Source organism: Streptomyces sp. NPDC048603 (assembly GCF_043199475.1).
Lineage (GTDB): Bacteria > Actinomycetota > Actinomycetes > Streptomycetales > Streptomycetaceae > Streptomyces.
On record NZ_JBICVY010000004.1, the window covers coordinates 461,001 to 484,916 of the forward strand.

The 23,916-nt window shown below is 73.9% G+C and carries 22 protein-coding genes and 1 pseudogene; 12 read left to right on the plus strand and 11 right to left on the minus strand.

Going from position 1 to position 23,916, the window contains the following annotated elements; all coding sequences use genetic code 11:
- The first annotated feature begins 11 nt into the window (after positions 1-11).
- The gene (locus ACGFQ9_RS11935) at positions 12-1,502 is read left to right on the plus strand and encodes a flotillin family protein (RefSeq protein WP_393573597.1); all 1,491 of its coding nucleotides are present in this window, start codon (positions 12-14) and stop codon (positions 1,500-1,502) included.
- Between the two features lie 69 nt (positions 1,503-1,571).
- On the opposite strand, the gene ACGFQ9_RS11940 is transcribed toward ACGFQ9_RS11935, so the two are convergent.
- Positions 1,572-2,012 carry a Rieske (2Fe-2S) protein gene (locus tag ACGFQ9_RS11940; RefSeq protein ID WP_393573598.1) on the minus strand — a complete coding sequence of 147 codons (441 nt, stop codon included), beginning with the start codon at positions 2,010-2,012 and terminating at the stop codon, positions 1,572-1,574.
- Between the two features lie 153 nt (positions 2,013-2,165).
- Here ACGFQ9_RS11940 and ACGFQ9_RS11945 point away from each other — a divergent pair.
- Positions 2,166-2,636, plus strand: a pseudogene (locus ACGFQ9_RS11945) (TQO small subunit DoxD); the annotation flags it as partial.
- A gap of 74 nt (positions 2,637-2,710) precedes the next feature.
- Here the strand turns inward: ACGFQ9_RS11945 and ACGFQ9_RS11950 are convergent.
- Positions 2,711-3,637, minus strand: a complete 927-nt coding sequence (locus tag ACGFQ9_RS11950; RefSeq protein WP_393573599.1) for a DUF3027 domain-containing protein — start codon at positions 3,635-3,637, stop codon at positions 2,711-2,713.
- 406 nt (positions 3,638-4,043) lie between these two features.
- Here ACGFQ9_RS11950 and ACGFQ9_RS11955 point away from each other — a divergent pair, with 406 nt between their 5' ends.
- The 4 genes from ACGFQ9_RS11955 to ACGFQ9_RS11970 all read left to right on the plus strand — a co-directional run bounded on the left by ACGFQ9_RS11955 (position 4,044) and on the right by ACGFQ9_RS11970 (position 7,879).
- The gene (locus ACGFQ9_RS11955) at positions 4,044-5,579 is read left to right on the plus strand and encodes an MFS transporter (protein ID WP_393573600.1); all 1,536 of its coding nucleotides are present in this window, start codon (positions 4,044-4,046) and stop codon (positions 5,577-5,579) included.
- A gap of 96 nt (positions 5,580-5,675) precedes the next feature.
- Positions 5,676-6,173, plus strand: coding sequence for a DUF2771 domain-containing protein (locus tag ACGFQ9_RS11960; protein WP_393573601.1), 498 nt, complete (start codon positions 5,676-5,678; stop codon positions 6,171-6,173).
- 7 nt (positions 6,174-6,180) lie between these two features.
- Positions 6,181-6,915, plus strand: a complete 735-nt coding sequence (locus tag ACGFQ9_RS11965; protein ID WP_393573602.1) for a futalosine hydrolase — start codon at positions 6,181-6,183, stop codon at positions 6,913-6,915.
- 118 nt (positions 6,916-7,033) lie between these two features.
- Positions 7,034-7,879: a 1,4-dihydroxy-6-naphthoate synthase gene (locus ACGFQ9_RS11970; protein WP_393573603.1), complete on the plus strand. Its 846-nt coding sequence runs from the start codon at positions 7,034-7,036 to the stop codon at positions 7,877-7,879.
- Positions 7,880-8,046: 167 nt separating this feature from the next.
- Here ACGFQ9_RS11970 and ACGFQ9_RS11975 read toward each other — a convergent pair whose 3' ends face one another.
- Positions 8,047-8,430 carry a cold-shock protein gene (locus ACGFQ9_RS11975; protein ID WP_365113543.1) on the minus strand — a complete coding sequence of 128 codons (384 nt, stop codon included), beginning with the start codon at positions 8,428-8,430 and terminating at the stop codon, positions 8,047-8,049.
- Positions 8,431-8,606: 176 nt separating this feature from the next.
- Here ACGFQ9_RS11975 and ACGFQ9_RS11980 point away from each other — a divergent pair, with 176 nt between their 5' ends.
- Positions 8,607-8,861, plus strand: coding sequence for a hypothetical protein (locus ACGFQ9_RS11980; RefSeq protein WP_393573604.1), 255 nt, complete (start codon positions 8,607-8,609; stop codon positions 8,859-8,861).
- Between the two features lie 26 nt (positions 8,862-8,887).
- Here the strand turns inward: ACGFQ9_RS11980 and ACGFQ9_RS11985 are convergent, their stop codons facing one another.
- On the minus strand, positions 8,888-9,517 hold the full coding sequence (locus ACGFQ9_RS11985; RefSeq protein ID WP_393573605.1) for an HAD family hydrolase: 630 nt from the start codon (positions 9,515-9,517) through the stop codon (positions 8,888-8,890).
- Positions 9,518-10,189: 672 nt separating this feature from the next.
- Positions 10,190-11,197 carry a hypothetical protein gene (locus ACGFQ9_RS11990; protein WP_393573606.1) on the minus strand — a complete coding sequence of 336 codons (1,008 nt, stop codon included), beginning with the start codon at positions 11,195-11,197 and terminating at the stop codon, positions 10,190-10,192.
- Positions 11,198-11,294: 97 nt separating this feature from the next.
- Here ACGFQ9_RS11990 and ACGFQ9_RS11995 point away from each other — a divergent pair, with 97 nt between their 5' ends.
- Positions 11,295-13,952 (plus strand): helicase-associated domain-containing protein, encoded by a 2,658-nt coding sequence (locus ACGFQ9_RS11995; RefSeq protein ID WP_393573607.1) that lies wholly within the window; start codon positions 11,295-11,297, stop codon positions 13,950-13,952.
- Between the two features lie 130 nt (positions 13,953-14,082).
- Positions 14,083-15,123, plus strand: a complete 1,041-nt coding sequence (locus ACGFQ9_RS12000; RefSeq protein ID WP_393573608.1) for an AraC family transcriptional regulator — start codon at positions 14,083-14,085, stop codon at positions 15,121-15,123.
- Positions 15,124-15,352: 229 nt separating this feature from the next.
- Here ACGFQ9_RS12000 and ACGFQ9_RS12005 read toward each other — a convergent pair whose 3' ends face one another.
- Together ACGFQ9_RS12005 and ACGFQ9_RS12010 are read right to left on the minus strand one after the other, a co-directional pair.
- Positions 15,353-15,769 carry a PIN domain-containing protein gene (locus ACGFQ9_RS12005; protein ID WP_393573609.1) on the minus strand — a complete coding sequence of 139 codons (417 nt, stop codon included), beginning with the start codon at positions 15,767-15,769 and terminating at the stop codon, positions 15,353-15,355.
- The gene (locus tag ACGFQ9_RS12010) at positions 15,766-15,999 is read right to left on the minus strand and encodes a type II toxin-antitoxin system VapB family antitoxin (RefSeq protein ID WP_393573610.1); all 234 of its coding nucleotides are present in this window, start codon (positions 15,997-15,999) and stop codon (positions 15,766-15,768) included. Before ACGFQ9_RS12010 ends, ACGFQ9_RS12005 begins: the two co-directional genes overlap by 4 nt.
- Positions 16,000-16,134: 135 nt before the next feature.
- Between ACGFQ9_RS12010 and ACGFQ9_RS12015 the strand changes: the two genes are divergently transcribed.
- Positions 16,135-17,778, plus strand: a complete 1,644-nt coding sequence (locus ACGFQ9_RS12015) for a DNA repair helicase XPB (RefSeq protein WP_393573611.1) — start codon at positions 16,135-16,137, stop codon at positions 17,776-17,778.
- A 46-nt stretch (positions 17,779-17,824) separates the two neighbouring features.
- Here the strand turns inward: ACGFQ9_RS12015 and ACGFQ9_RS12020 are convergent, their stop codons facing one another.
- Positions 17,825-18,010, minus strand: a complete 186-nt coding sequence (locus ACGFQ9_RS12020; protein ID WP_393573612.1) for a hypothetical protein — start codon at positions 18,008-18,010, stop codon at positions 17,825-17,827.
- A gap of 318 nt (positions 18,011-18,328) precedes the next feature.
- On the opposite strand from ACGFQ9_RS12020, the gene ACGFQ9_RS12025 reads away from it, so the two are divergent.
- Positions 18,329-20,461, plus strand: a complete 2,133-nt coding sequence (locus ACGFQ9_RS12025) for a HelD family protein (RefSeq protein ID WP_393573613.1) — start codon at positions 18,329-18,331, stop codon at positions 20,459-20,461.
- Between the two features lie 24 nt (positions 20,462-20,485).
- Here ACGFQ9_RS12025 and ACGFQ9_RS12030 read toward each other — a convergent pair whose 3' ends face one another.
- Positions 20,486-21,709 (minus strand): Cmx/CmrA family chloramphenicol efflux MFS transporter, encoded by a 1,224-nt coding sequence (locus tag ACGFQ9_RS12030; protein ID WP_393573773.1) that lies wholly within the window; start codon positions 21,707-21,709, stop codon positions 20,486-20,488.
- Positions 21,710-21,832: 123 nt separating this feature from the next.
- Positions 21,833-22,486 (minus strand): hypothetical protein, encoded by a 654-nt coding sequence (locus tag ACGFQ9_RS12035; protein WP_393573614.1) that lies wholly within the window; start codon positions 22,484-22,486, stop codon positions 21,833-21,835.
- Between the two features lie 130 nt (positions 22,487-22,616).
- On the opposite strand from ACGFQ9_RS12035, the gene ACGFQ9_RS12040 reads away from it, so the two are divergent.
- Entirely contained in the window at positions 22,617-23,312 is a 696-nt protein-coding gene (locus ACGFQ9_RS12040) for a copper homeostasis protein CutC (RefSeq protein ID WP_393573615.1), read from the plus strand.
- Between the two features lie 28 nt (positions 23,313-23,340).
- On the opposite strand, the gene ACGFQ9_RS12045 is transcribed toward ACGFQ9_RS12040, so the two are convergent.
- Positions 23,341-23,907, minus strand: a complete 567-nt coding sequence (locus ACGFQ9_RS12045; RefSeq protein ID WP_393573616.1) for a Uma2 family endonuclease — start codon at positions 23,905-23,907, stop codon at positions 23,341-23,343.
- Between the last annotated feature and the right edge of the window lie 9 nt (positions 23,908-23,916).

Genomic DNA, 23,916 nt, shown 5'->3' on the forward strand with positions numbered 1-23,916 from the left:
TAAGGGGGCGAATGCCGATGGCGATCGGCGTTGTGGCGGGCTTGGTGCTCGCCTCCATTCTCGTTCTGATCGGCGTCTTCAAGCTGATGTGGCGAGTGGCCGAACCGAACGAGGCACTCATCATCTCCGGCTCCACCCACAAGACGGAGGGGCTGGGCGAGGGCATGGGGTTCCGGATCGTCACCGGACGCGGAACCCTGGTACTGCCCGGCGTACAGGCGGTCCGGAAGCTGTCCCTGGACCTCAACGAGACGCAGCTGTCCGTGGACTGCGTCACCCAGCAGGGCATCCCGCTGCGGGTGAAGGGCGTGGTCATCTTCAAGGTGGGCGACGACTACGTGTCGATCGCCAACGCGGCGCGCCGCTTCCTGGACCAGCAGAAGATCATGCCGGAACGGGTGCACATCGTGTTCGCCGGTCATCTCCGCGCCATCGTCGGCGGGCTGACGGTCGAGGACATGATCCGGGACCGGGAGAAGCTGACCGGGCAGACGCGGGGGGCCTGTGGCACCGAGATGGAGAAGCTGGGTCTGATCGTCGACTCCCTGCAGATCCACGAGATCGAGGACCCGACCGGCTACATCAAGAACATGGCGATGCCGCACGCCGCGGCGGTCCAGCGGGACGCGCGGATCGCCCAGGCCGAGGCGAACCGGATGGCCACGGAGGCCGAACAGGCCGCCGCGGCACGGATGTCGGAGGCCACCCGCGACTCGGAGATCCTGCAGGCCGGGTACCAGGCCGAGCGGGACAAGGCCTCGGCCTCCGCCCGGCAGGCCGGCCCGCTCGCGGACGCGGCGGCCCGGCAGGAGGTCGTGGTCCAGGAGACCCGGGTCGCGGAGCTGGAGGCCCGGCGGAAGGAGCAGCAGCTTCAGGCGGACGTACGGAAGCCGGCGGACGCCCTGGCGTACGAGACCCGTACGCTCGCGGAGGCCGAGCGGGACGCCCGTATCTCGGCGGCCGAGGCCAAGGCGAGGGAGACCGAACTCGCGGCGGCGGCCGAGGGCACGTCGGTGCGTACGGCGGCCGAGGCGGAGGCGGCGGCAACCGAGGCCCGCGGGCTGGCCAACGCCAAGGCCACCCGGGCCACGGGTGAGGCCGAGGCCGAGGCGACCCGGGCCAAAGGACTGGCGACGGCCGAAGCGGCGAAGGCCAGGGGACTCGCGGAAGCCGAGTCGATCAAGGCGCGGGCGGCGGCGCTGGCGGAGAACCAGGAAGCGGTGGTCGCCCAGCAACTCGCCGAGAACTGGCCGAAGATCGTGGAGGCGGGTGCCTCCGCCTTCGGGAACGTCGAACACATGGTGCTGCTCAACGGTGCCGACGGGATGGCCGACATGTTCGCCAAGGCGCTCACGATGGGCGGCACGGGCCTGGGGCTGGCGCGCAAGCTGCTCGCCTCCATGGACGAGCCGGGCAGCGGGGCACGGGACGGGAACCGGGTGAACGGGTCCGGCCCGTCCGGCCCGGGAACGCCCGTACCGATCACGGAGGACGCCTCCTAGAGGATGCCCTCCGGATCACGGCCGGGCCGCGCACCGGCGTGCGCGGCCCATACCGATCGGTGACCGGGGCTAGCCCAGGGCGATCTGATCGCCCGTCACAGTGATCTTGGCGGCCGGGAGCGGACGGGTGGCCGGCCCGCTCGCGACCGAGCCGTCCTCCACCTTGAAGAAGCTCTGGTGGCAGGGGCAGACGATCTTGCCGTCCTTGACCCCGGTCACCGCGCAGCCCTGGTGGGTGCAGACCGCGGAGTACGCCTTGAACTCGCCGGCGGTCGGCTGGGTCACCACGACCTTCTGGTCCTTGAGGACCTTGCCGCCGCCCACGGGGATCTCGGAGGCGTTCAGGATGACCTGAGTGCCCGGGGCCGCCGCCTGCGGGGTACCGCTCGCCTCCCCGCCGTCCCCGGGCGCTTCGGCCTTGTCCTCGCTGCCGCACGCGGTCAGCGCGGTGCCCGCCAGGGCCGCGGCGCCCGCGGCGAGCACGGTACGGCGGCGCGTCGTGTCACCCATGCCATGTCTCCTTAATGGTCACTCGTCTGCTTCCGACCCCGGGCCCCATGGGCCCCGCAGCCAACACGTGCCACCCTGGCGGCCGGTTCACACCTGACGGAAATCGCATCGGACACGGCCGAACCGGAGGGCGCCGCTCACCGTGTCACATACATGACCTCGACGAAACCCGGGCTGCGCGAACGCGCCGCCTCGTTCGCCCTTCTGCCGCTGCGTCTGTTCCTCGGCGTCACCTTCGTCTACGCCGGCCTGGACAAGCTGACGGACTCCGCGTTCCTCCGCGCCGCCGGCGACGGATCCATCGGACAGCAGATGGAGGCGGTGCGGGACGCCGCCGCCGTGCCCGGCCTCGTCGACCTGGCGCTCGACGCCCCGGTCGGCTTCGGCACCGCGATCGCCCTGGGCGAGCTCGCGGCGGGGCTCGGCATCCTGGCCGGGCTGCTGGGCCGGCTCGCCGCGACGGGCGGCGCGCTCATATCGCTCAGCCTGTGGCTGACCGTCAGCTGGTCGGCCACGCCGTACTACTACGGCGCAGACCTGGTGTACCTGATGGCCTGGCTGCCGCTGGTGCTTGCGGGCACGCCCGAGCTGTCGCTGGACGCGCTGATCGCGCGCACCCGGCGGGGCGGCCCGGAGCAGCGGGGCGGCCCGGAGCGGCTGGACGACCTGGAGCAGCTGGACGACCTGGAACGGCGGGGTCAGCTGTGGCCGAGGTCCGCGGCGGCGACGTCGCCCGACGGGACCGAGCCCTCTTCCCGGTCCGGGCGCAGCGGGAACTCGTCCGCCCGCATGGAGTCCAGCACCGGCGGCGCGGGCCGCGGCGGCTTGGGCATCACGGCGGCCTCGGAGTGGCCTCCGCAGCCGTAGGAGAGGGAGACCAGGCGGCCGTCGGCCGGGCCGAACTCGTTGGCACAGATGCCGAACGCCTGGCCCAGCGAGCCGCCGATCTTCACCAGGAAGCCGCAGGACACACAACTGGCGGGGGCCGCCTGCGCCATCGGGGTCTTCGCCCCGTACGACTCGTCCCAGCGGTCGGCCGCGGTGTGCAGGCCGTACCGGGACAGCACCCGGGCGCGGCGCATGCCGAGTTCCTCGGCGACGGAGGTGATGGAGCCGCGCTCCGGGACGACGACCCGGTCGGTCAGCGCGGCGTCCTCGGCGTCGGCGAGCTCGGCCATGTCCTGGGACAGCGCCGAATTCGGCGGCGGGGCGTCCTCGCCCGAGTAGCCGGGCTCCAGGCGCAGGTCCTCGGCGTCGGTGGGGAGGAGGTCACCGGGGCCCATGTCCCCGGGCCGCAGGCGCTCGCTCCACGGCACCCACTCGGGGGCGAGCAGCGCGTCCGGACCCGGCAGCAGCACCGTTTCGTCGAGGGTGACGACCTTCGCGCGGGAGGCGCGGGCGACGGTCACGGCCCAGCGCCAGCCCCGGTAGCCCGGTTCCTCGCACTCGAAGAAGTGAGTGACGACACGGTCACCTTCGGTGACGACCTCGACGTGCTCGCCCACCACACCGGGCGCCGCCACCTCCTCGGCCGCCGCTCGGGCGAGGTCCACCGCCTCGGCGCACAGGCGGTCGGGGGTACGCGGGGTACGGCTAGTACGGCTTCGCGTCGTCGCAGCACTCACTGTCTCGTTCTCTCCTACGCCGTCTCACGAGTGCGCCGTCCGTACTTGTCGTTCTCAACGACCCGCCGGTTCCGTTTCCCTGCGTGGCGCGGGCGGAGCGGACCAGAGGGCCGCGTCGACGTCCACGCCCGTCGGGTCCGGGGGCGCACCTTCTGTCATCCATTCTGCGGGATGCCGAAGAGGCGCGCGGCCAGGAGTAACCGCCGGTGGCGCTGTTAGGCACGCTACCTGGTCCGAAGCCCTGCGCCCACATGCAAGTCCGATTCGCGGACATCCGGTACGGCCGCGGACGCCGCCGCCCGCGCCGCGCGGAAGTCCGGACACGGGTACGGCCGTACCTGACGGGGGTCCCTCCGGCGCAGCAAGGAAAGGGGTCGGCCGGGTTCCGCCGGGGCACCATGGCCGGGTGGCACGCGTACGGTCGGCCGGTGACGGGCCGGGCCGGGCCCGGAGGGCCGGCCGGGCGGTCGGCCGTGCCCTGCGCCGGCCGGCCGGCGGCGCGGTGCGGTCGATCCGCCGGGTGACGCACGCCCGGGGCGCCGGGGAGTCCGGCCTCGGCCGGCTGATCGAGCTGCACGCGATCAACGGCGCCGGGGACGTGATGATCACCGTGGCGCTCGCCTCGACCGTGTTCTTCTCGGTGCCCACGGACGAGGCACGCGGCCGGGTGGCCCTGTACCTCGCCATCACCATGGCCCCCTTCGTGCTGCTCGCCCCGGTGATCGGGCCGCTGCTGGACCGGCTGCCGCACGGGCGGCGGGCCGCCATGGCGGCGGCGATGCTGGCGCGGGCGCTGCTCGCGGTGATCATGTCGGCCGCGGTCGCCACGGGCGGGCCGGTGCTGTACCCGGCGGCGCTGGGGGTGCTCGTCGCGTCCAAGGCGTACGGGGTGCTGCGCAGTGTGGCGGTGCCGCGGCTGCTGCCCCGGGGGTTCTCGCTGGTGAAGGCGAACTCGCGAGTGACCCTGGCGGGTCTGCTGGCCACCGCCGTGGCGGCGCCGGCCGGCGCACTGCTGCACCTGGTCGGGCCGCGGTGGCCGCTGTACGGCGCCTGCGCGGTCTTCCTGGCGGGAACCTTCGCGGCGCTCCGCCTGCCGCACGAGGTGGACCGCGCCGCACGGCCGGGGTCCGTCCCGGCGCCGCTTGCGGAGGCCCTTCCCGCTCCTGTTCCGGATGGCCATCCCGCTTCCTTTCCGGACGCCCTTCACGATCCCTTTCCGGACGCCCGTCCCGCTCCTCTTCCGGATGCCCTTCGCGCTCCTCTTCCGGAGCCGCGGCCGCAGCCCGGCGCACAGCCCCGTGCACAGCCCCGTGCACAGCCCGGTGCACAGCCCTGTGAACCACCGCGGCTCGGATTACGGACGGTCGGCGCATCGGTGCTGTGCGGTCTGTGCGCGACCGCGGCCATGCGCTGCCTCTCCGGATTCCTGGTCTTCTTCCTGGGGTTCCTGCTGCGGGAACACCCGCTCGCCGGGCAGAGCACGGCGGTGTCGCTGGGGATCGTGGGCGTCGCGGCGGGCGTGGGGAACGCGTGCGGGACGGCGGTCGGCGCGTGGCTGCGGGCGCGGCCACCGGAGACGATCGTGGCGGCGGTGCTGTGCCTGACCTTCTGCGTGGCGGTGTCGGCGGCGGTCTTCTTCAGCGGGCCGATGGTGGCCGTGCTGGGGGCCACGGCCGGGTTCTCGCAGGCGCTGGCGAAGCCTTCGCTGGACGCGATGATCCAGCGGGACGTGCCGGAGGGCGTGCGCACGTCCGCGTTCGCACGCTCGGAGACGGTCCTGCAGACGGCCTGGGTACTCGGCGGGGCCATCGCGATGACCCTCCCCCTGAACGGCGTCCTGGGCCTCTCGGCCGCCGCCGCGCTCCTGGCCGCCGGCACCACCATGGCCCTCCGCGGCCTCCTCCTCTCCCCCACCCGCTCCCACCGGCCCAGCGTGGCGTGACCCTCGGCGGGGCCGCGCCCACAGCCGGGGGGTGCTACGGCGGGGCGGGACACCCCGTGCGGCGGCACGCCGGAAGGGACCGATAGCCTTCGGCTCATGACCGCACCGCTTATCTCGGGTAGGGCCCGCCGCAGCGTCGCGGCCCTCGGGGCCGTGTCCGCCGGCCTCCTCGTCCTCTCCGCCTGCGACAAGCCGACGCCCCTGGCGACCGTCACGGTCGGCACGTCGTCGGTCTCCACCGAAGCCCCCTCCGGCTGCAAGGCCGAGAAGGGCAAGGACCTGGCCCTGGAGCGGGTCCAGGAGTGCCTGACCGACCCCAAGGGCGCCAAGGACATCGAGTACGGCCACGGTGACACGCTCCGCCTCGGTGTCGAGCCGGAGGTCGTGGAGGACGGCAAGCGCTGGCAGGTGGTCCTCGACGGCCAGCCGGTCGTCGACCCGACGTCGAACACCTACCGCAGCTTCCCGAACGTCGACATCTTCGCCACCGGCAACCAGGGCGGCTCCCCGGCGTCGAGGCGGCTGGGCATCGTCCAGCTCGCCGAGGACGGCAAGCCCCTCGCCGTCTGGTCGTACCAGCTCAACCTGAAGTAGCGACGACGTGCGCGCGCTCGTCGTGACCGCGGTGGCGGCGGAGGCAGACTCCGTCGCCACCGGCATCGACCCTCATCCGGTGCACGACGACGAGCCGCGCCCGCTGCCCGGGGGGTACCGGGTGATCCGCCGGGATCTGCCGGGCCTGGCTGTCGACATCCTCGTCGGCGGTGTCGGGCCGGCTGCGGCGGCCGCCGCGACGGGCACGGCCCTGGCCGTGGCCGACCCCCGTGCGCCGTACGGGCTCGTCGTGTCCGCCGGGATCGGCGGCGGCTTCCAGCCCGACGCCCCAGTCGGCTCGCTCGTCGTCGCCGATGCCCTGGTCGCCGCCGACCTGGGCGCCGAGACCCCCGAGGGCTTCCTGACCGTGGAGGCGCTCGGCTTCGGCCGGAACACCCATCTGCCGCCCGCCGAACTGGCCGCACGTGCCGCCGAGGCGACCGGCGCGCTGCTCGCGCCCGTCCTCACCGTCTCCACCGTCACCGGCACCGCCGCCCGCGCCGCCCGGCTCCGGGAACTGCACCCGATGGCCGGCGCCGAGGCCATGGAGGGCTTCGGCGTGGCCGAGGCCGCCGCCGCGCACGGACTCCCGGTGCTGGAAGTCCGCGCGGTGTCCAACGCCGTGGGCCCCCGCGACCGCGACGCCTGGCGGATCGGCGACGCGCTGGCCGCGCTGACGGCCGGTTTCCGCGTGCTCGGACCCGTAATCGCGAACTGGGGAGAACGCCATGATCACCGGTAGTGGCAGTGCCGTGAGTGGGAGTGCCGTGAGTGGGAGTGCAGATCGTGGCGATGCCGTCAGTGGCAATGCCGACAGTGACAGTGCCGACAGTGGCAGTGCCGACAGTGGCAGCAGTGTCGTGCGCGGTCGTGTGCGGATCGCCTATTCGCCCTGTCCCAACGACACCTTCGTGTTCGACGCCTGGGCGCACGGCCGGGTCGCCGGCGCGCCCGCGCTGGACGTGACCTTCGCCGACATCGACATCACCAACGGCATGGCCGAGCGCGGCGAGCTGGACGTGCTGAAGGTGTCGTACGCCGTACTGCCGTGGGTGCTGGAGGAGTACGCGCTGCTGCCCTGCGGGGGCGCGCTGGGCACCGGCTGCGGGCCTCTGGTGCTGACCCGCGAGCCGGGCCTGGACCTGACCGGGAAGACGGTCGCGGTGCCGAGCGAACGGTCCACCGCCTACCTTCTGTTCCGGCTGTGGGCGGCCGACGTACTGCCCGACGGGGTCGGGAAGGTCGTGGTGCTGCCGTTCCACGAGATCATGCCCGCGGTGCGGGACGGCCGGGTCGACGCGGGCCTGGTGATCCACGAGGCCCGTTTCACCTACCGGGACTACGGGCTGCACTCGCTGGCCGACATGGGCGAGCACTGGGAGGCAACGACCCGGCTGCCGATCCCGCTCGGCGCGATCATCGCCAAGCGGTCGCTGGGGGCGCCGACGCTGCACGCGCTGGCCGAGGCGGCCCGGACCTCGGTCCGGATGGCCTGGGACGACCCGGAGGCCTCCCGGCCGTACGTGCGGGCGCACGCGCAGGAGCTCGACCCGAAGGTCGCCGACCAGCACATCGGGCTCTACGTGAACGAGTACACGGCGAGCCTGGGCGACGCCGGATACGCCGCGGTGCGGGGGCTGCTGACCCGGGCCGCGGCGGAGGGCCTGGTGCCGCCGATCGCGCCCGGCGCGCTGGACTTCCCGTAACGGCTGAGCGGCCCCTGCGCGGCCCCGGGGCCCGGGTCCCCTGCCCGGGCCCCGTACGAACACCTGCGCCCCGCCACTCATTCGAGTGGCGGGGCGCAGCCGTTTGACCCGAGGGGCCGGGGGCGGGCCGGGGGCGCCGGCGGCGGGCCCGGCGGAACCGTCCGGGATCAGACGTCGAGCTGGTCCGCGACCGCGCGCAGCAGGCCGGCGATCTTCGCGCCGTGCACCTTGTCGGGGTAGCGCCCGCGCTCCAGCATCGGGGTGATGTTCTCCAGGAGCGTCGTCAGGTCCTGGACGATGGAGGCGAGCTCGTCGGGCTTGCGCCGCTGCGCGGCGGCGACGGACGGCGCCGGGTCCAGCACGATCACGGAAAGCGCCTGGTCACCGCGCTGGCCGGCGACCACTCCGAACTCGACGCGCTGGCCGGGCTTGAGGGCATCGACCCCGGCAGGGAGCACCGACGAGTGGACGAAGACGTCTCCGCCGTCGTCACGGGAGAGAAAGCCGAAGCCCTTCTCGCTGTTGAACCACTTGACCTTGCCGGTAGGCACGTCCGTCCTCTGTCCTTGTACTCGTCGGGTCCGAATCGCCGTTGACTGGCTCCGGATAGCAGTGCAGCGGGTCATCGTGACCCGCCACCACCAGGCTAATGGTCCCGGAGCCACTGACAAGACGTCGCCCGGTCCTTCCTGGAGGCCCGCTTCGGCCAGGGAACTACCCTGGTGGGGTGACTGCTACTCCTCATCCCGACGATGCGCGGCCCGGCGACGCATTGGTCAAGGCCGGCGGCATCGTGTTCATCCTGGGTGCGGTGGCCACCCTCGCGACGATGGCCCCGCTCTTCCTGGGCACCGATCCACTGCCGTCCTACGCGTGGGCGCTGTGCATGCTGATGGGCGTCGGTTTCGCCCTCGCGGGCGCCGGGGTGCTCCGGTCCGCGGCGGCCCAGCGCAAGGCGGCCCGGGCCTCGCAGAAGGTCTGAGCGCGCCCGGTCCGGTCCCTCACACCTCACACCACCTGGGTGGTGGCGACGTACTCCTTCAGCCAGGCCGGCAGGGCGGTGAGGTCGGGCAGCACCACGTCGGCACCGGCCGCGCGCAGCTCGGGCTCGGGGCAGGGGCCGGTCGGCACCGCCACCGAGAGCGCGCCGGCCGTACGCGCGCCGCGCACGTCACCGACGTGGTCGCCGACGTAGACCTGGGCGCCGTACTCGCGCAGTGCGCCCGCCTTGGCCTCCGCCCACAGCCAGCCGATGACGGCGTCGGGCTCGATGCCGAGGTGCTCCAGGTGCAGGCGGGCATTCGGCTCGTGCTTGGCGGTGACCACGATGGCCCGGCCGCCGAGCGCCCGGACCGCCTCTACGGCCTCGCGGGCACCGGGCATCGCCGGGGTCGCCTCGATGGCGTGTGTCGGATAGATCTCCCGGTAGCGGTCGGCCATCGCCGGGATCTCGTCCGCCTCGAACCAGTACGCGAGCTCCTCGTCCAGCGGCGGCCCGAGCCGGCTGATGGCCTGGTCGGCGTCGATGAACCTGCCCGTCTCTGCGGAAAGCGCCTGGTAGGCGGCCTTGATGCCAGGACGGGAGTCGATGAGGGTCATGTCGAGGTCGAAGCCGACGGTGAGGGTCATACGAGCCATTGTGCCGCCCCGGCCGCAGCCACCTGCGGCCGGCAGATGACCCGTGGGTGACCGGCGGGGGGCGGGAGGGGGCGGGAGGGTGCCGGGGGTTGGTGGGGGTTGCCGGGGCTCCGCTGGGTCGGGAGCGAGAAGGTGCCCGGGGGCTGCCCGTCAGTCCTCATCGTCCTTCCGTGCCGGCCGTCGGCGTCAAGGGCGCGACGTTGTCGCGTCGCCTCCGGCGATGGCCCTTCGGGCCACCCTTGACCCCGACGACCGTCCCGGAGCGACAAGGACTGTCGGGCGGCCCCCGGGGGGATGGCATGGAGGGACCGAGGCCGGCCTGGCGGTGGCGTTGGCGGGTACGCGCGGCGGCTGCCGCTCGGTCGGCCGCCCTTTCGGGCGGACGCGGAATCGAAGTCGATCAGATCTACGCAATCCAGCTCGGCCCACGCGCGTCAGATCGCTACGCGCTTCTCTTTCTCGGCGAATGCGGGCCGCCGGGGGTCGGACATAAGCCGCCACCGATCGCTACACGAGGGTCCGGGGCGCAGCCCCACGGGGTCCGGGGCGCAGCCCCACGGGGTCCGGGGCGCAGCCCCGGTTTCGGGATGGGGGTCCCCCCGGACGGAGTCTGGGGGAGGGCGGGGTGGGGAGAGGTTCCGCCTGGCGGGAGCGGGCCGGCCGCGGGGGCGGTCAGCGGCGGCGGGAGCGCCAGATCAGGTAGAGGGCCGAGGCTACGGCGGCGGCGCGGACGATCCACGGGAGCAGTGCCTGGAACGCCGGTCCCGCCTCGCCTTCGGCGAGCGCCTCGCCCCAGCGGCCGTCGGCCCTGCCCCAGAGCCAGACCATCGCGCCGGCCACCACCGCGCCGGGCAGGCCGAAGACCACCGTCTTCCGTTCGGTGGGGCCGAGCACCCGCGATCCGTACGCGCACAGCCAGCCGAGCGCGAGCAGCATCCAGTGCCCGGTGGCCACGCCGGCCACCAGCACGGCGGCGGCCAGCAGGAGGAAGCCGTGCGGCTTCGGTTTCGGGTTCGTGGTCGGGGTCGGCTCGGCTGCGGGCTTGGCCTCCGCCGCCCCCGCGCGCCGTTTCAGGAGCGCCCCTACGACGGACCGCGCCAGGCCTGGCCTGCGGTCCGTACCGCCGGGCGCCGGGCGGTACGCCCCGCCCGCCGGGGCGTCCGCGTCCGCGTCCGGGTCCTTCGCGTCCGGGTCCCTGCGGGCCGGGTACTCGATGCCGCCCACGAAGCCTTCGACCTGCGGACCGTCCCGGTACGGGCTCGGGCCCATCCGCCACCAGTCCGGCTCCGCGTCGCCCGACGGCCCCAGCTCGTCCAGGCCCGCCAGGTGCGGTGGCGCCCCTGCGGCCGGCCGGGTGGGTGCCGCGGTCGGCTCCGGCCTGCGCTGCTCGGGCACCGCCCCGGCCTGGGCCGCGGTCCCCGGCCGGGGTTCCGGCTCCGGCGACGGCTCCGGTCCGCCCGCGTGCGTGGCGAGCACCTCCTCGGGCGTGCCCATCCGCTCCAGGATGTGGCGTACCGTCGCCGGGGTCTCGGGCTCGTACCGCGCGCGGTGCCTGTCGATCTCGTCCCGCAGCCTGGCCACCAGCCGCATCCTGTCCCCCGAGGGCAGCCGTGCGCTCTGCGCCAGGTCCCCGACCCGGCTCAGGTATTCGTAGACCAGGTGCTCGCTCTCGATCCCCACCCCGGCTCCTTCCTGGCGGCTTCCCCCGAGCCCCCGGACCCGACCGTAGCGCCTGCGGGCGTGGAGCTGTCCGGGGCACAGCGGATAAGTTGGCCGGATGGGAACCGGCACGACCGGTCGAGGCGACCAGGAGGCGAACGTGCCCGAGGCAAGCACCGGAGGGAACGCACCGCGCTCCCTCGCCGAGGCGCTGCGCGCCTGCGAAGACGCGGACCTCGCGGCCCTGCTGCGCGCCCGCCCCGACCTGCTGAACCCGGTCCCCGGTGACCTGACGCAGCTCGCCACCCGGGCCGGAACCCGCGCCTCGGTGGTCCGCGCGCTCGACCGCCTGGACCGCTTCGCCCTCCAGGTGGCGGAGGCCCTGGCCGTGGCTCCGGACCCCTGCGACTACACCACCCTCGAAACCCTGCTGACCGGCCGCGACCCGGAGTACGCACCCCAGACCGCGCGCAAGCCGTCCGAGACGCCGGGCGGTCCCGGCCGGCCCGCCTCCGGGCGGCTCCCCTCCGACGTGCCCGACGCGCCCGGCAAGGCAGGTGAAGCCGCCGAAGCCGGTGGCGCCGCCACGCCGCCCGCTGACCCGGCCGACGGGGCCGAAGCCCTCTCCGGGGACATCCGGGAGGCCCTCCCCGGGGCCCTGTCGCTGCTCCGCACGCAGGCCGTCGTCTGGGGCGCCGACGACCGGCTCCGGCTCGTGCGGACCGCCCGCGAGCTGCTCGCGCCCGCGCCCTCCCGCCCCTCGCCCACCGGGCTCGGCCCGACCGTCGCCGAGGCGACCGCCGGGATGTCGCCCACCCGCGTCCAGGAGATCGTGTCCGCCGCCGGGCTGCCGGCCACGCACGACCCGGTGTCCGCCGTCGCCTCGCTCACCGCGCTGTTCACCGACCCGGTCCGGATGTCCGCGCTGCTCGAACAGGCACCCGCCGAGGCGCACCACGTCCTGGACCGCCTCGTCTGGGGACCGCCCTACGGCGAGGTCACCCCGAACCCCGCCGCGCCCGTCCGCTGGCTGCGCGACCGCGGCCTGCTGCTGCCCACCACCGCACGGACCGTGGTGCTGCCCCGTGAGGTCGCGCTGCACCTGCGGAACGGCCGGGCGCACCGGAGCCCCGAGCCCGTACCGCCCGTGGTGGAGCCGGCGCAGACCCACCGCCCACACCTTGTGGACGCCAACGCGGCCGGTCAGGCCCTCGCCTCCCTCGCCACCATCGACGAGCTGCTCGCCTCCTGGGAGCACGGCAACGGCCCCGCCGTGCTGCGGGCCGGCGGGCTCTCCGTGCGTGACCTCAAGCGCACCGCCGCCGCCCTCGACACCACCGAGCCGGTCGCCGCCTTCTGGATCGAACTCGCCCACGCGGCGGGGCTGCTGGCCAGCGACGGCGAGGCCGACGAGCGGTACGCGCCCACCCCCGCCTACGACGACTGGGCCGAACTCCCGCCCCACGAGCGCTGGGCCGCGCTCGCGCTCGCATGGCTGCCCGCCACCCGGACCGCCGGCGTGGTCGGTGAGCAGGACGCCAAGGGCCGTACGCTCTCCGCCCTCGGCCCGGACCTGGACCGGTCGGCCGCCCCCGAGGTCCGGCACCGGGTGCTGGACCTCCTCGCCGCGCTCCCCGAGGGAGCCGCCGCCGGCCCCGAGGCCCTGCTGGAACGGCTCGACTGGGAACGCCCGGTCCGTGCGACCAGCGAACTCCGGGCCCGGCTGGCCCGGTTCACGCTCGACGAGGCCGAGCTGCTCGGCGTCACCGGCCGCGGGGCGCTCTCCGCGCCGGGCCGGGCCCTGCTGGCCGGCGGGGACCCCGCCCCGCTGCTGGCGCCGCTGCTGCCCGAGCCCGTCGACCACGTGCTGCTCCAGGCCGACCTGACCGCGGTGGCGCCCGGCCCGCTGAACCGGCCGCTCGCCGAGACCCTCGCCGTGCTCGCGGTGGTGGAGTCCAAGGGCGGGGCGACCGTGTACCGGTTCACCCCGGCTTCGGTGCGCCGCGCCCTGGACGCCGGACGGACCGCCTCCGACCTGCACGCGTTCCTCGCCGAGCACAGCCGGACGCCGGTCCCGCAGCCGCTCGCGTACCTGATCGACGACGTGGCGCGGCGGCACGGGCACCTGCGGGTGGGCGCCGCCTCCTCGTACGTCCGCTGCGACGACGACGGCATGCTGAACGAGATCCTCGCGGACAAGCGGTCCGCCGCCCTCGGGCTGCGCCGCCTCGCGCCGACCGTGCTGGCCGCCCAGGCCGACCCCACCAGCCTGCTCGACGGTCTGCGCGCGATGGGCTACGCCCCGGCCGCCGAGTCCGCGACCGGCGACGTGCTGGTCGCCCGGGCCGAGGTGCACCGCACCCCGCCGCGCAGCGCGCCGGTGCCCGTCCCGGACGGGCCGCCGCTGCCCGACGCCGTCCTGCTGGGGGCGGCCGTACGGGCCATCCGCGCGGGGGACGTGGCCGCGACGGCGGTCCGCAAGGAGCCGTCGCCCGCCGACCCCTCGGCCCCGGCGTCCGCCGCGCCCGCCACCGGCGAGCTCCCCCGCACCACGGCGGCGGAGACCCTGGCGACCGTCCAGGCCGCGGCCCTGACCGGCTCGGCGGTGTGGATCGGCTACGTCAACGCGGAGGGCGCGGCGAGCCAGCGGGTGATCGCCCCGGTCCGGGTGGAGGGCGGATTCGTCACCGGCTACGACCACACCGCCGACGAGGTCCGCACCTACGCGCTGCACCGGATCACGGGCGTCGCGGAACTGGCGGAGGATCAGGTCTAGCCGGTGTCCGGCGAGTTGCCGCCGCGCTGCCCTCCGTGACCTGCCGTCCCGGGGACCGGCCGGAGTAGTACCGGAATCCTGGAATCCGGTAGATTCCCGCCGCGACGGAGTAGCACCAGGCGGCGAGGACATGTCCACCATCACCACAGCGCGTCCCGGCGGCGTGACGGAAGCCCGGGGCCTCCTCTTCCACGGCGGCGACGCAGAGGAACTGCACCAGCTGGTGAGCACGCGGTTCGCGCTGCACCGGATGTCCGTGCGGGAGAACCACCCGGTCAGGGGAGGCTTCCGGTGCATCCACGAGGGCGCGATCGCGCTGTACGAACTCGGCCACGGCACCGGGGCCGACGTCACCCCGGGGGTGGTGCCGGACTTCTACAACGTCCACGTCCTCCTCGTCGGGGCCGGCGAGGTCACCGTGGACAGCGTGGCGCTCCCGTCGCCGGCGCACAGCGTCATCGCGCCGGGCGGGCGTCCGGCGCTGCGCCGGAGCGCGGAGACGGTGAACCTGGTCCTGATCATCCCGCGGCCGGTGCTCGACCGGGCGCTGGCCGTCCGGCTCGGCGAACGGCCGCGGGCACCACTGTTCTTCGCCCCGGTCTTCGATCACCGGCTGGGCACGGTCGGCGCCTGGCTGAACCTCGTCCGGGCCTTCGCCGAGTTCGCCGCCTCCGGGCTGGCGACGCGCTCCCCGCTGGCGACCGGGCACTTCGAGCAGCTGCTGGTGAACGGCCTGCTCGACGCGCAGCCCCACGAACTCACCAGCACGGTGACCGGCCTCGGCCCGGCCGTCCTGCCGGGCGCGGTGCGCCGCGCCGCGGACTTCTGCGCCGAGCACGCCGACGAGCCGATATCGGTGGCCGACATGGCGCGGGCCGCCCGGGTGAGCCCGCGGAGCCTGCGGGAGGGTTTCCGCACCCACCTCGGCACGACCCCGCTGGCGTACCTGCGGGGGATCCGGCTGGATCTGGCGCGCGGCGACCTGTTGGCCATCGCGGCCGGGCGGGCCACCGGCACGGTGACCGACGTCGCCCTGCGCCGGGGCTTCACCCACCTGAGCCGGTTCACCGGCCACTACCGCAAGGCGTACGGGGAGACCCCGTCGCAGACGGTGCGCGGTGAGCGTGCCGTCCCCCGACGCCGCACGCGCACCGCGCACCGGAACCAGTGAACCCCGGGACCGGCGACCGGCACTATCCGGAAACGGTGGCCGTATACCGCCGTTTCCGGCTGATGACGGAGGGGTCCTGCGACTACCGGGACGCGTAGTCGAGCGGAAACCCCACGCGCTGCCCGGGCCAGCGCCGGCAGCTCGTCCACCGGCCACTGGTCGTCCGCGTGCTCCCCGTACGACGAACGGCTCAAGAGCCCCGTCACGGCCCCTTGCCGCGCCGCGTCGTTCACCCCGGCAGGCGGTGGATGTTCCGCTCGCGGAGGTCGCGTATCGAACGGGCCAGGGTCGCGAAGTCGCCGTCGTCATGGAGCACCGTCAGCCCGTGGTGGGCGGCCGTGGCTCCGATGAGCAGGTCGAGGATGGAGAGCGCCTGGTGCCCGCCGGCTTGAGCCAGCCCGTGCTGGGCCGCCTCGATCCATTGCGGCGCGGACTTGGGGACGGTCACGTCCGGGTAGAGGCTGTCGAACATCGTCGTCATGGCCTCGTATTCGGCCCTGTTCCGCGCCGACCGCCGGAACTCGGCCCGTTGCGGCCAGCACGAGCCCACGACTCCGCTGCTGATGACCTCCGCCCACGCGGTCCGGACCGCCTTGTCCCGCTGGATGCGCCACATCGCGGACGAGTCGAGCAGATAGCGCTTCACGTGGCCCGGCCCTTGTCCGCATCGTGCCGGCGCTTCCATCCCTCGTAGTCCCAGTCCTGGGCGAGGTGCGCGTAGTGCTCAAGAGCCGCGATCCTCTGGTGCCGCTCCGCGACCTCACGGATGGCCATGTTCACGGCTTCCTTCTTGGTCCCTATCCCGGTGACCCTCATCAGGACCGCCAGAGCCTCGTCGTCCAGGTCGATCGTCGTCAGGGACACAACAGCCTCCATATATAGAGCATGGGCAAGCCATAAACAGATTAGCCCTCGCAGCAGCACGACCCGCGAATCCACGTCGATGCGGCAGACTGGAGGTTTGGCCGCCCGCGCCCGGGTGGCCGCCCCTGCCGGAAGGATTCACGCCAGGTGAACGGGCCACTCATCGTCCAGAGCGACAAGACCCTCCTCCTGGAGGTCGACCACGAACTCGCCGAAGCGGCGCGGCGCGCCATCGCGCCGTTCGCCGAGCTGGAGCGCGCGCCCGAGCACATCCACACCTACCGGATCACGCCGCTCGGGCTGTGGAACGCCCGGGCGGCCGGGCACGACGCCGAGCAGGTCGTGGACGCGCTGGTGGAGTACTCCCGCTACCCGGTGCCGCACGCGCTGCTCGTCGACGTCGCCGAGACGATGGCCCGCTACGGGCGGCTGACCCTGTCCAAGCACCCCACCCACGGGCTGGTACTCACCAGCACCGACCGGCCGGTGCTGGAGGAGATCCTGCGGTCCAAGCGGATCACCCCGCTGGTCGGCGCCCGGATCGACGCGGACAGCGTCGTGGTGCACCCCTCCGAGCGCGGGCAGATCAAGCAGACCCTCCTCAAGCTCGGCTGGCCGGCCGAGGACCTCGCCGGGTACGTCGACGGCGAGGCGCACCCCATCGACCTCGCCGAGGACGGCTGGAAGCTGCGCCCCTACCAGCGACAGGCCGTCGACGGCTTCTGGCACGGCGGCTCCGGCGTCGTCGTGCTGCCCTGCGGCGCCGGGAAGACCCTGGTCGGCGCGGGCGCCATGGCCGAGGCCAAGGCGACCACGCTGATCCTGGTGACCAACACCGTCTCGGCCCGCCAGTGGAAGCACGAGCTGGTCAAGCGGACCTCGCTGACCGAGGACGAGATCGGCGAGTACAGCGGCACCCGGAAGGAGATCCGTCCGGTCACCATCGCCACCTACCAGGTCCTGACGACCAAGCGGAAGGGCATCTACCCGCACCTGGAGCTGTTCGACTCCCGGGACTGGGGCCTGATCGTCTACGACGAGGTGCACCTGCTGCCCGCGCCGGTCTTCAAGTTCACCGCCGACCTCCAGGCCCGGCGGCGGCTCGGCCTGACCGCCACCCTGGTGCGCGAGGACGGCCGGGAGTCCGACGTGTTCTCCCTCATCGGGCCGAAGCGCTTCGACGCGCCCTGGAAGGAGATCGAGGCGCAGGGCTACATCGCGCCCGCGGACTGCGTCGAGGTCCGGGTGAACCTCACCGAGACCGAGCGCCTGGCCTACGCGACCGCCGAGACCGAGGAGAAGTACCGCTTTTGCGCGACCACCGCGACCAAGCGGAAGGTGACGGAGGCACTGGTCCGGAAGCACCGGGGCGAGCAGACGCTGGTCATCGGCCAGTACATCGACCAGCTCGACGAGCTCGGCGAGCACCTGGACGCGCCCGTGATCAAGGGCGAGACCTCCAACGCCCAGCGCGAGAAGCTCTTCGACGCCTTCCGCCAGGGCGAGATCAGCGTGCTGGTCGTGTCCAAGGTGGCGAACTTCTCCATCGACCTGCCGGAGGCGACCGTCGCCATCCAGGTCTCCGGAACCTTCGGCTCCCGCCAGGAAGAAGCCCAGCGCCTGGGCCGGGTCCTCCGCCCGAAGGCGGACGGCCACGAGGCCCGCTTCTACTCGGTGGTCGCCCGGGACACCATCGACCAGGACTTCGCCGCCCACCGCCAGCGCTTCCTGGCGGAACAGGGCTACGCCTACCGGATCCTGGACGCGGACGACGTCCTCAAGGAGGACTGACCGGCCCCGGGCGCAGTGCCCGGAGCTGTCCGGTGCGGGGCCGGCGTCATCGGCGTATGACGCCGGCCTCCTCGCCGTATTCGCCCAGAAGGGCCACGCTGAACGCGCTCGCGGCGAAGACCTTCGCCGCGCGCAGCAGATTGCCGAGACGGTGGCGCGGGTGGGAGTCGGAGAGGGCGGTGGCGCCGCTCGGGCGGGCGCCCTGGTTCGGGGTAAGAGTTGCGGTGCTCATGAATCCATGGTGCTGCGCCCGGCCGCCCGGCACATCGGTCCCCGGAGCTAATCTCCGGCCCCCGGTGTCCCTCCCAGGTCTGACGTCCTCCCGTACTACACCCGCACGAACCCCTAGGGGTGCGCGGGGAAATCCGTTCGCGCCGTGCGGCCGCCCTGACTAGAATCTCCGCTCTTGCCCTCCCCCGGGGCTCTCGACTTCGCTCGAGCAGGGGGACCCGCACCGCCGCCATCGCCGGGGAGTGCCGCCGTCCGGTCGGAACCGGAGGCCGAACGACCGACCGCGCACGTCCAGGAGCAGGAGAGCAGGAGGCAGTCCGTGCCCGCGCACGTCCCCGACACCACCGGCAGCACCGAGACCACCGGCACCCCCCACCCCCACGACGCCGATCCGCTCGGCCGCGAACGCGCCCACCTCGCCGCCTCCCGCGCCGCGCTCCGCGCCATGCGCGAGGACGTCGAGGCCCTCGACATCCGCGACGTCACGGCGAACTGGGTCAACGCGATCGTCCTCCAGGCCCAGATCGACGACCGCATCAAGGCCCTCGCCGACCTCGCCCACACCCCGCTCTTCTTCGGCCGCCTTGACTACCTCCACGCCCCCGGCGCCGACCTCGCCGAAGGCGCCGGGGGCGAGCAGTTCTACATCGGCCGCCGCCACGTCCACGACGCCGGCGGCGACCCCATGGTGATCGACTGGCGCGCCCCCGTCTCCCAGCCCTTCTACCGCGCCTCCAAGAAGGACCCGCAGGACGTCGCGCTGCGCCGCCGCTTCGGCTACACCGGCGGCGACCTCACCGCCTACGAGGACGAGCACCTCTCCGACCCGACCGCCGTGACACTGTCCGGCTCCGCCGGGGGGACCGCCGTCTCCAAGCTCCTCCAGCAGGAGATCGAACGCCCCCGCGTCGGCCCCATGCGCGACATCGTCGCCACCATCCAGCCCGAGCAGGACGAGATCGTCCGCTCCGGCCTGTCCGGGTCCGTCTGCGTGCAGGGCGGCCCCGGCACCGGGAAGACGGCCGTCGGCCTGCACCGGGTCGCCTACCTCCTCTACGCCCACCGGGAGCGCCTCGCCCGCACCGGCACCCTGGTCATCGGGCCGAACAAGTCCTTCCTCCACTACATCGAGCAGGTCCTGCCCGCCCTCGGCGAGCTGGAGGTCAAGCAGGCCACCGTCGACGACCTGGTGGCCCGTGAGGACGCCCCCGTCCGGGCCGCCGACCCCTCCGCGACCGCCGTGGTCAAGGGCGACGCCCGCATGGCAGAGGTGCTGCGCCGCGCCGTCCGCTCCCACGTCACCGCGCCCGCCGAACCCCTGATGGTGGTCCGCGGCTCGCGCCGCTGGCGCGTCCCGGCGTACGAGCTGGAGGAGATCGTCGCCGAGCTGCAGGAGCGCGACATCCGCTACGGCGCCGCCCGGGACGCCCTCCCGCAGCGCATCGCGCACGCCGTGCTGGTGCGGATGGAACAGGCGGGCGAGGCCCCCGACGACCGGGTCCAGGACTCGGTGGCCCGCAATGCCGCCGTGAAGGCCGCCGTGAAGCAGATCTGGCCGGCCGTGGACCCGGCCAAGCTGGTGCTGCGGCTGCTCTCCGACCCCGACTTCCTCGCCGAGCACGCCGACGGGACCCTCACCGCCGACGAGCAGAAGCTGCTGCTGTGGCCGAAGCCGTTCCGCAGCGTGAAGTCCGCGAAGTGGTCCCCGGCCGACCTGGTCCTCATCGACGAGGCCGCCGACCTGGTCGAACGCACCCCCTCCCTGGGCCATGTCGTGCTCGACGAGGCCCAGGACCTGTCCCCCATGCAGTACCGGGCGGTCGGCCGGCGCTGCACCACCGGATCGGCCACCGTCCTGGGAGACCTCGCCCAGGGCACCACCCCGTGGGCCACCCGCGACTGGGCCGAGGCACTCGCCCACCTCGGCAAGCCGGAGGCGGTGCTGGAGGAGCTCACCGCGGGCTTCCGCGTGCCGCGCGAGGTGATCGCGTACGCCTCCCGCCTGCTCCCCGACATCTCCCCGGGCCTGACCGCGGTCTCCTCGGTGCGTGAGACGCCCGGCTCCCTGGCCGTGACGCCGGTCCCGGACCCGGAGCAGCTCACCCCGGCGGTGGTGGCCGCCTGCCGCGCATCGCTCCGCCACGAGGGCTCGATCGGCCTGATCGCCGCCGACGCGCGCATCCCCGTACTGGCGGAGGCACTCCTCGCGGCCGGGCTGCCGTACCTCTCCCCCGGTGAGGAGACCACCGCCGAATCCCGGCTGACCCTCGTGCCCGCCTCCCTGGCGAAGGGCCTGGAGTACGACTACGTGGTGCTGGACGAGCCGGCCGCCGTGGTCGACGGCGAACCCGACGAACGGACCGGCCTGCGCCGCCTGTACGTCTGCCTCACCCGAGCGGTCTCGGGCCTGACGGCCCTGCACGCGGCCCCGCTGCCGGCGGCCCTGGCCTGACCCGCGCCCCGGCGCGCGGCCGGGCTACGCCCGTGCCCTCTCCTGGACGGCCGGGGCGGCCGGAGCGGACCGGGCCAGCACGCGGCTCGCCGGGCCCGCGCCCGGCCGCCGGTCCAGCCGCATCGCCGTGACGGCCAGCACGATGGCCGCCAGGGTCATGCCGGCACCCGCCCAGGCCGTCGCGGTGTAGCCGAGCCCCGCGTCGATCACCGTCCCGCCCAGCCACGGCCCGCCCGTGTTGCCCAGGTTGAACGCCGCGGTCGTGGTGGCGCCGGCCAGCGTCGGCGCCGCACCGGCCACGTTGAACATCCGGGCGTTGAGCGCCGGCGCGGTGAAGAAGGCGGAGACCCCGAGCAGGAAGGACAGCCCGACGGCCGCCACCGCGGCGGACGCGAACACGGCCAGCGCTGTCAGGAAGGCGGTGGAGGCGACGATGCCCCAGATCATCACGCCGAACAGGTGGGCGTCCGCGACCCGCCCGCCGACGGTGGTGCCGGCCAGCGCGCCCACGCCGAACAGCGCCAGGACCCACGGCACCCACCCGGAACCCAGGCCCGCCACGTCGGTGAGCAGCGGTGCGAGGTAGCTGAAGGCGCAGAACACGCCGCCGGCCGCGAGCGCGGTGACGCCGATGGACAGCCAGACCTGCCGGTCCCGGTAGATGCGCAGCTCACGGACGAGGCTCGGCCGCACCTCGGGCAGCGGGATCCGCGGGACCCGGAGCAGGATGCCCACCAGGGCGACCGCCGAGGCGGCCCCGACGGCCCAGAAGGCCGAACGCCAGCCCAGGTGCTCGCCGAGGAAGGCGCCGGCCGGTACGCCGAGCACGTTGGCGATGGACAGGCCGCCGATCATGACGGCCATGGCGCGGGCGCGTGCGTCGACCGGGACCATCGCGATGGCCACGGCCGCACCGACCGCCCAGAAGCCGGCGCAGGCCAGGGCCGCGACCACCCGGGAGGCGAAGAGCAGCTCGTAGGAGGGTGCGAGGGCGCCCGCGACCTGTCCCAGCCCGAAGAGGCTGATCAGGGCGATCAGGGTGGTCCGGCGGGGCAGCCGGAGCGTGGCCACGGCCAGCAGCGGCGCGCCGATGACCATGCCGATGGCGAAGGCGGATATCAGCAGGCCCGCCCGCGGGATGCTGACGCCCATGTCCTCCGCGATGGGCGGCAGCAGCCCGGAGAGCATGAATTCACTCGTGCCGAGCGCGAAGACGGACAGGCCGAGGATGTAGACGGCCACGGGCATTCTGGTGCGTTCGGCGTGTGTGGGCATGCACGTGATCAACCCAGGCGAACCCCGTCGCATTCCCGCCCGGACGGCCGGTTTGTCAACTCCGCGTAAAGATCCCGGGCCGGATTCGGCCCCGGGTCACGGCTCGATGAGCGTGGCCAGCTCGGCCGCCAGGTTGCGGCGCGCCGCCGCCTCCCAGCGGGCGGTCCCGTACGGCGTACGGAACAGCCGGGGCAGGTCCAGCAGCTGCCGCAGCACGGCCGCCCGGCCGGCCCGGAAGGCGTCCTCCGGCACAAAGGCGTACTCGTCGCGTACGGCGGCCACGTACGCCGCGTACGCGTCCGGGTCCCCGGCCAGCACCGCCAGGTCGGCGTCGCACAGCACCTCTCCGTTGGTGTCACCGGGTGCCGGGTGGTGGGTGACGGTGAGCCGGACCAGGCGGGCCACCTCGGCGGTCCGCTCCTCGTCGAGGCCGAGCTCGGACAGGGCCCGCTCGGCCAGGGCGGCGCTGCGCTCCTCGTTCTCCGACCGGTCCGGCCTGTACACGGCGTCGTGGAACCAGGCGGCGAGGCGCACGGCGTGCACGTCGGCGGCGTGCCCGGCCAGCGTGTCGACGTGCGCGAGGACCGCGGCGAGGTGCTCGGTGGTGTGGTACCGCCGCTGCGGCTCCGCCCAGGCGGAGAGCAGGCGGGCGGCGTAGGGGGCGGGGTCGCGCCGGGCACCGGCCGCGGTGGCGGTCTCGTTCCAGGCTGCTGCCAGCGCCCGCTCCGGCTGCGCGATGTCGGTGTGCATGCGGTCATTGTGCTGTGCGCCTGTGGTCGCCCTGTGGGGGTGGCGTGATTGTGCTGGTGAAGCCCGGCGTGGGCCCCGTACCCTGGATATTGGACTAGACCTGTTGTCCCCAAGCGAAGGACGGGATCAGATGAGCAACCGAGCAGTCCTGGAGGTGATCGCCCTCGACGTGGAGGACGCGGTCGCGGCCCGGGCCGGTGGAGCCGACCGGCTGGAACTGGTCACGGACATGGCTGCGGACGGGCTCACTCCGTCACGTGCGACCTTCGCGGCGATCCGGGCCGCCGTCGACATCCCCCTGCGCGTGATGCTCCGCATGTCCGACGGCTTCGCCGCCGGTGACGCGGCGGCCGTGGCCGCGCTCGCCGACGCGGCGCGGGCGCTGCGCGCGGAGGGCGCGGACCAGTTCGTGCTCGGCTTCCTCGACCCGGACGGCGCCCCGGACCTGGCCGCCGTGGAGGAGGTCCTCGCGGAACTGGAGGGCTGCCGCTGGACCTTCCACCGGGCCATCGACCGGGCCGCCGACCGCGACAAGCTCCGCAAGACCCTCGCCGACCTGCCCGGCCTGGACACCTATCTGACCGCCGGCTCCGCGCAGGGCGTGACCACGGGCCTGCCGGTCCTGCTGGCGGAGGCGGCCCGCACGGGTGAGCCGGGCTACCAGGCGCAGATCATGGTCGGCGGCGGCCTCGCCCTGGACCACCTCCCGGTGCTCCTGGAGGCCGGCATCGACGCCTTCCACATCGGCGGCGCGGCCCGCCCGGACGGCTGGTCCGGCCCGGTCTCGGCGGCGGCGGTCGAGGAGTGGCGTACGGCGCTGGCGTAGCGGGCCCGAGCCGCCTCGGGCGGGTCCGCTACGGGGTGAGCGTGGAGAGGTCCAGCTCGATGCCGAAGGGGACCGGCCGCTTCAGCACCTCGCGGAAGATCCCGGCCGGGGCGTAGGTCTCGGCCGGAACGTCGAGCTCGTAGACGTGGACCACGGGAGAGCCCTGCTCGTCCCCCACCCACCAGTAGTGCGGGATCCCGGCCTCCGCGTACTTGCGCAGCTTGACCGTGGTGTCGCGGTGCGCCGAGTCGGGAGAGGCCACCTCCACCACGAGCGTGACGTCCTCCGGGGCGAACCACGTGCGGTCGGGGTCGTATGCGGCGGTCGTCGCGAGCACGTCCGGTTCAAGGCGGTTCCGCCGGTCGAGCGTCACCGTCATCTCCCGCGCGATCTTCACCCCCGCCGGCTCCTGCGCCCCGAGCCCGAGGGTGAGTTCGGTGACCACGTGGCTGTGCCACAACCGCTGCGGAGTCCTGAACACAAGGGCGCCGTCGATCAGCTCGACGTGCCGCGGAGCCTCCGGGATGCGGTCCAGGTCCTCGGCGTACCAGCCCTCCACGCGCGGCGGATACATCCAGTCGGGCAGAGAAGCCATGGCGCCCAC

What these genes read in the sequence shown, in the direction of transcription:
- ACGFQ9_RS12045 (WP_393573616.1), bottom strand. Translation starts at nt 23,907, where the DNA reads ATGGCTTCTCTGCCCGACTGGATGTATCCGCCGCGCGTGGAGGGCTGG.
- ACGFQ9_RS12040 (WP_393573615.1), top strand. Translation starts at nt 22,617, where the DNA reads ATGAGCAACCGAGCAGTCCTGGAGGTGATCGCCCTCGACGTGGAGGAC.
- ACGFQ9_RS11960 (WP_393573601.1), top strand. Translation starts at nt 5,676, where the DNA reads ATGACCGCACCGCTTATCTCGGGTAGGGCCCGCCGCAGCGTCGCGGCC.
- ACGFQ9_RS12000 (WP_393573608.1), top strand. Translation starts at nt 14,083, where the DNA reads ATGTCCACCATCACCACAGCGCGTCCCGGCGGCGTGACGGAAGCCCGG.
- ACGFQ9_RS12035 (WP_393573614.1), bottom strand. Translation starts at nt 22,486, where the DNA reads ATGCACACCGACATCGCGCAGCCGGAGCGGGCGCTGGCAGCAGCCTGG.
- ACGFQ9_RS12030 (WP_393573773.1), bottom strand. Translation starts at nt 21,709, where the DNA reads ATGCCCGTGGCCGTCTACATCCTCGGCCTGTCCGTCTTCGCGCTCGGC.
- ACGFQ9_RS12020 (WP_393573612.1), bottom strand. Translation starts at nt 18,010, where the DNA reads ATGAGCACCGCAACTCTTACCCCGAACCAGGGCGCCCGCCCGAGCGGC.
- ACGFQ9_RS11985 (WP_393573605.1), bottom strand. Translation starts at nt 9,517, where the DNA reads ATGGCTCGTATGACCCTCACCGTCGGCTTCGACCTCGACATGACCCTC.
- ACGFQ9_RS11995 (WP_393573607.1), top strand. Translation starts at nt 11,295, where the DNA reads ATGGGAACCGGCACGACCGGTCGAGGCGACCAGGAGGCGAACGTGCCC.
- ACGFQ9_RS11940 (WP_393573598.1), bottom strand. Translation starts at nt 2,012, where the DNA reads ATGGGTGACACGACGCGCCGCCGTACCGTGCTCGCCGCGGGCGCCGCG.
- ACGFQ9_RS12010 (WP_393573610.1), bottom strand. Translation starts at nt 15,999, where the DNA reads ATGGAGGCTGTTGTGTCCCTGACGACGATCGACCTGGACGACGAGGCT.
- ACGFQ9_RS11935 (WP_393573597.1), top strand. Translation starts at nt 12, where the DNA reads ATGCCGATGGCGATCGGCGTTGTGGCGGGCTTGGTGCTCGCCTCCATT.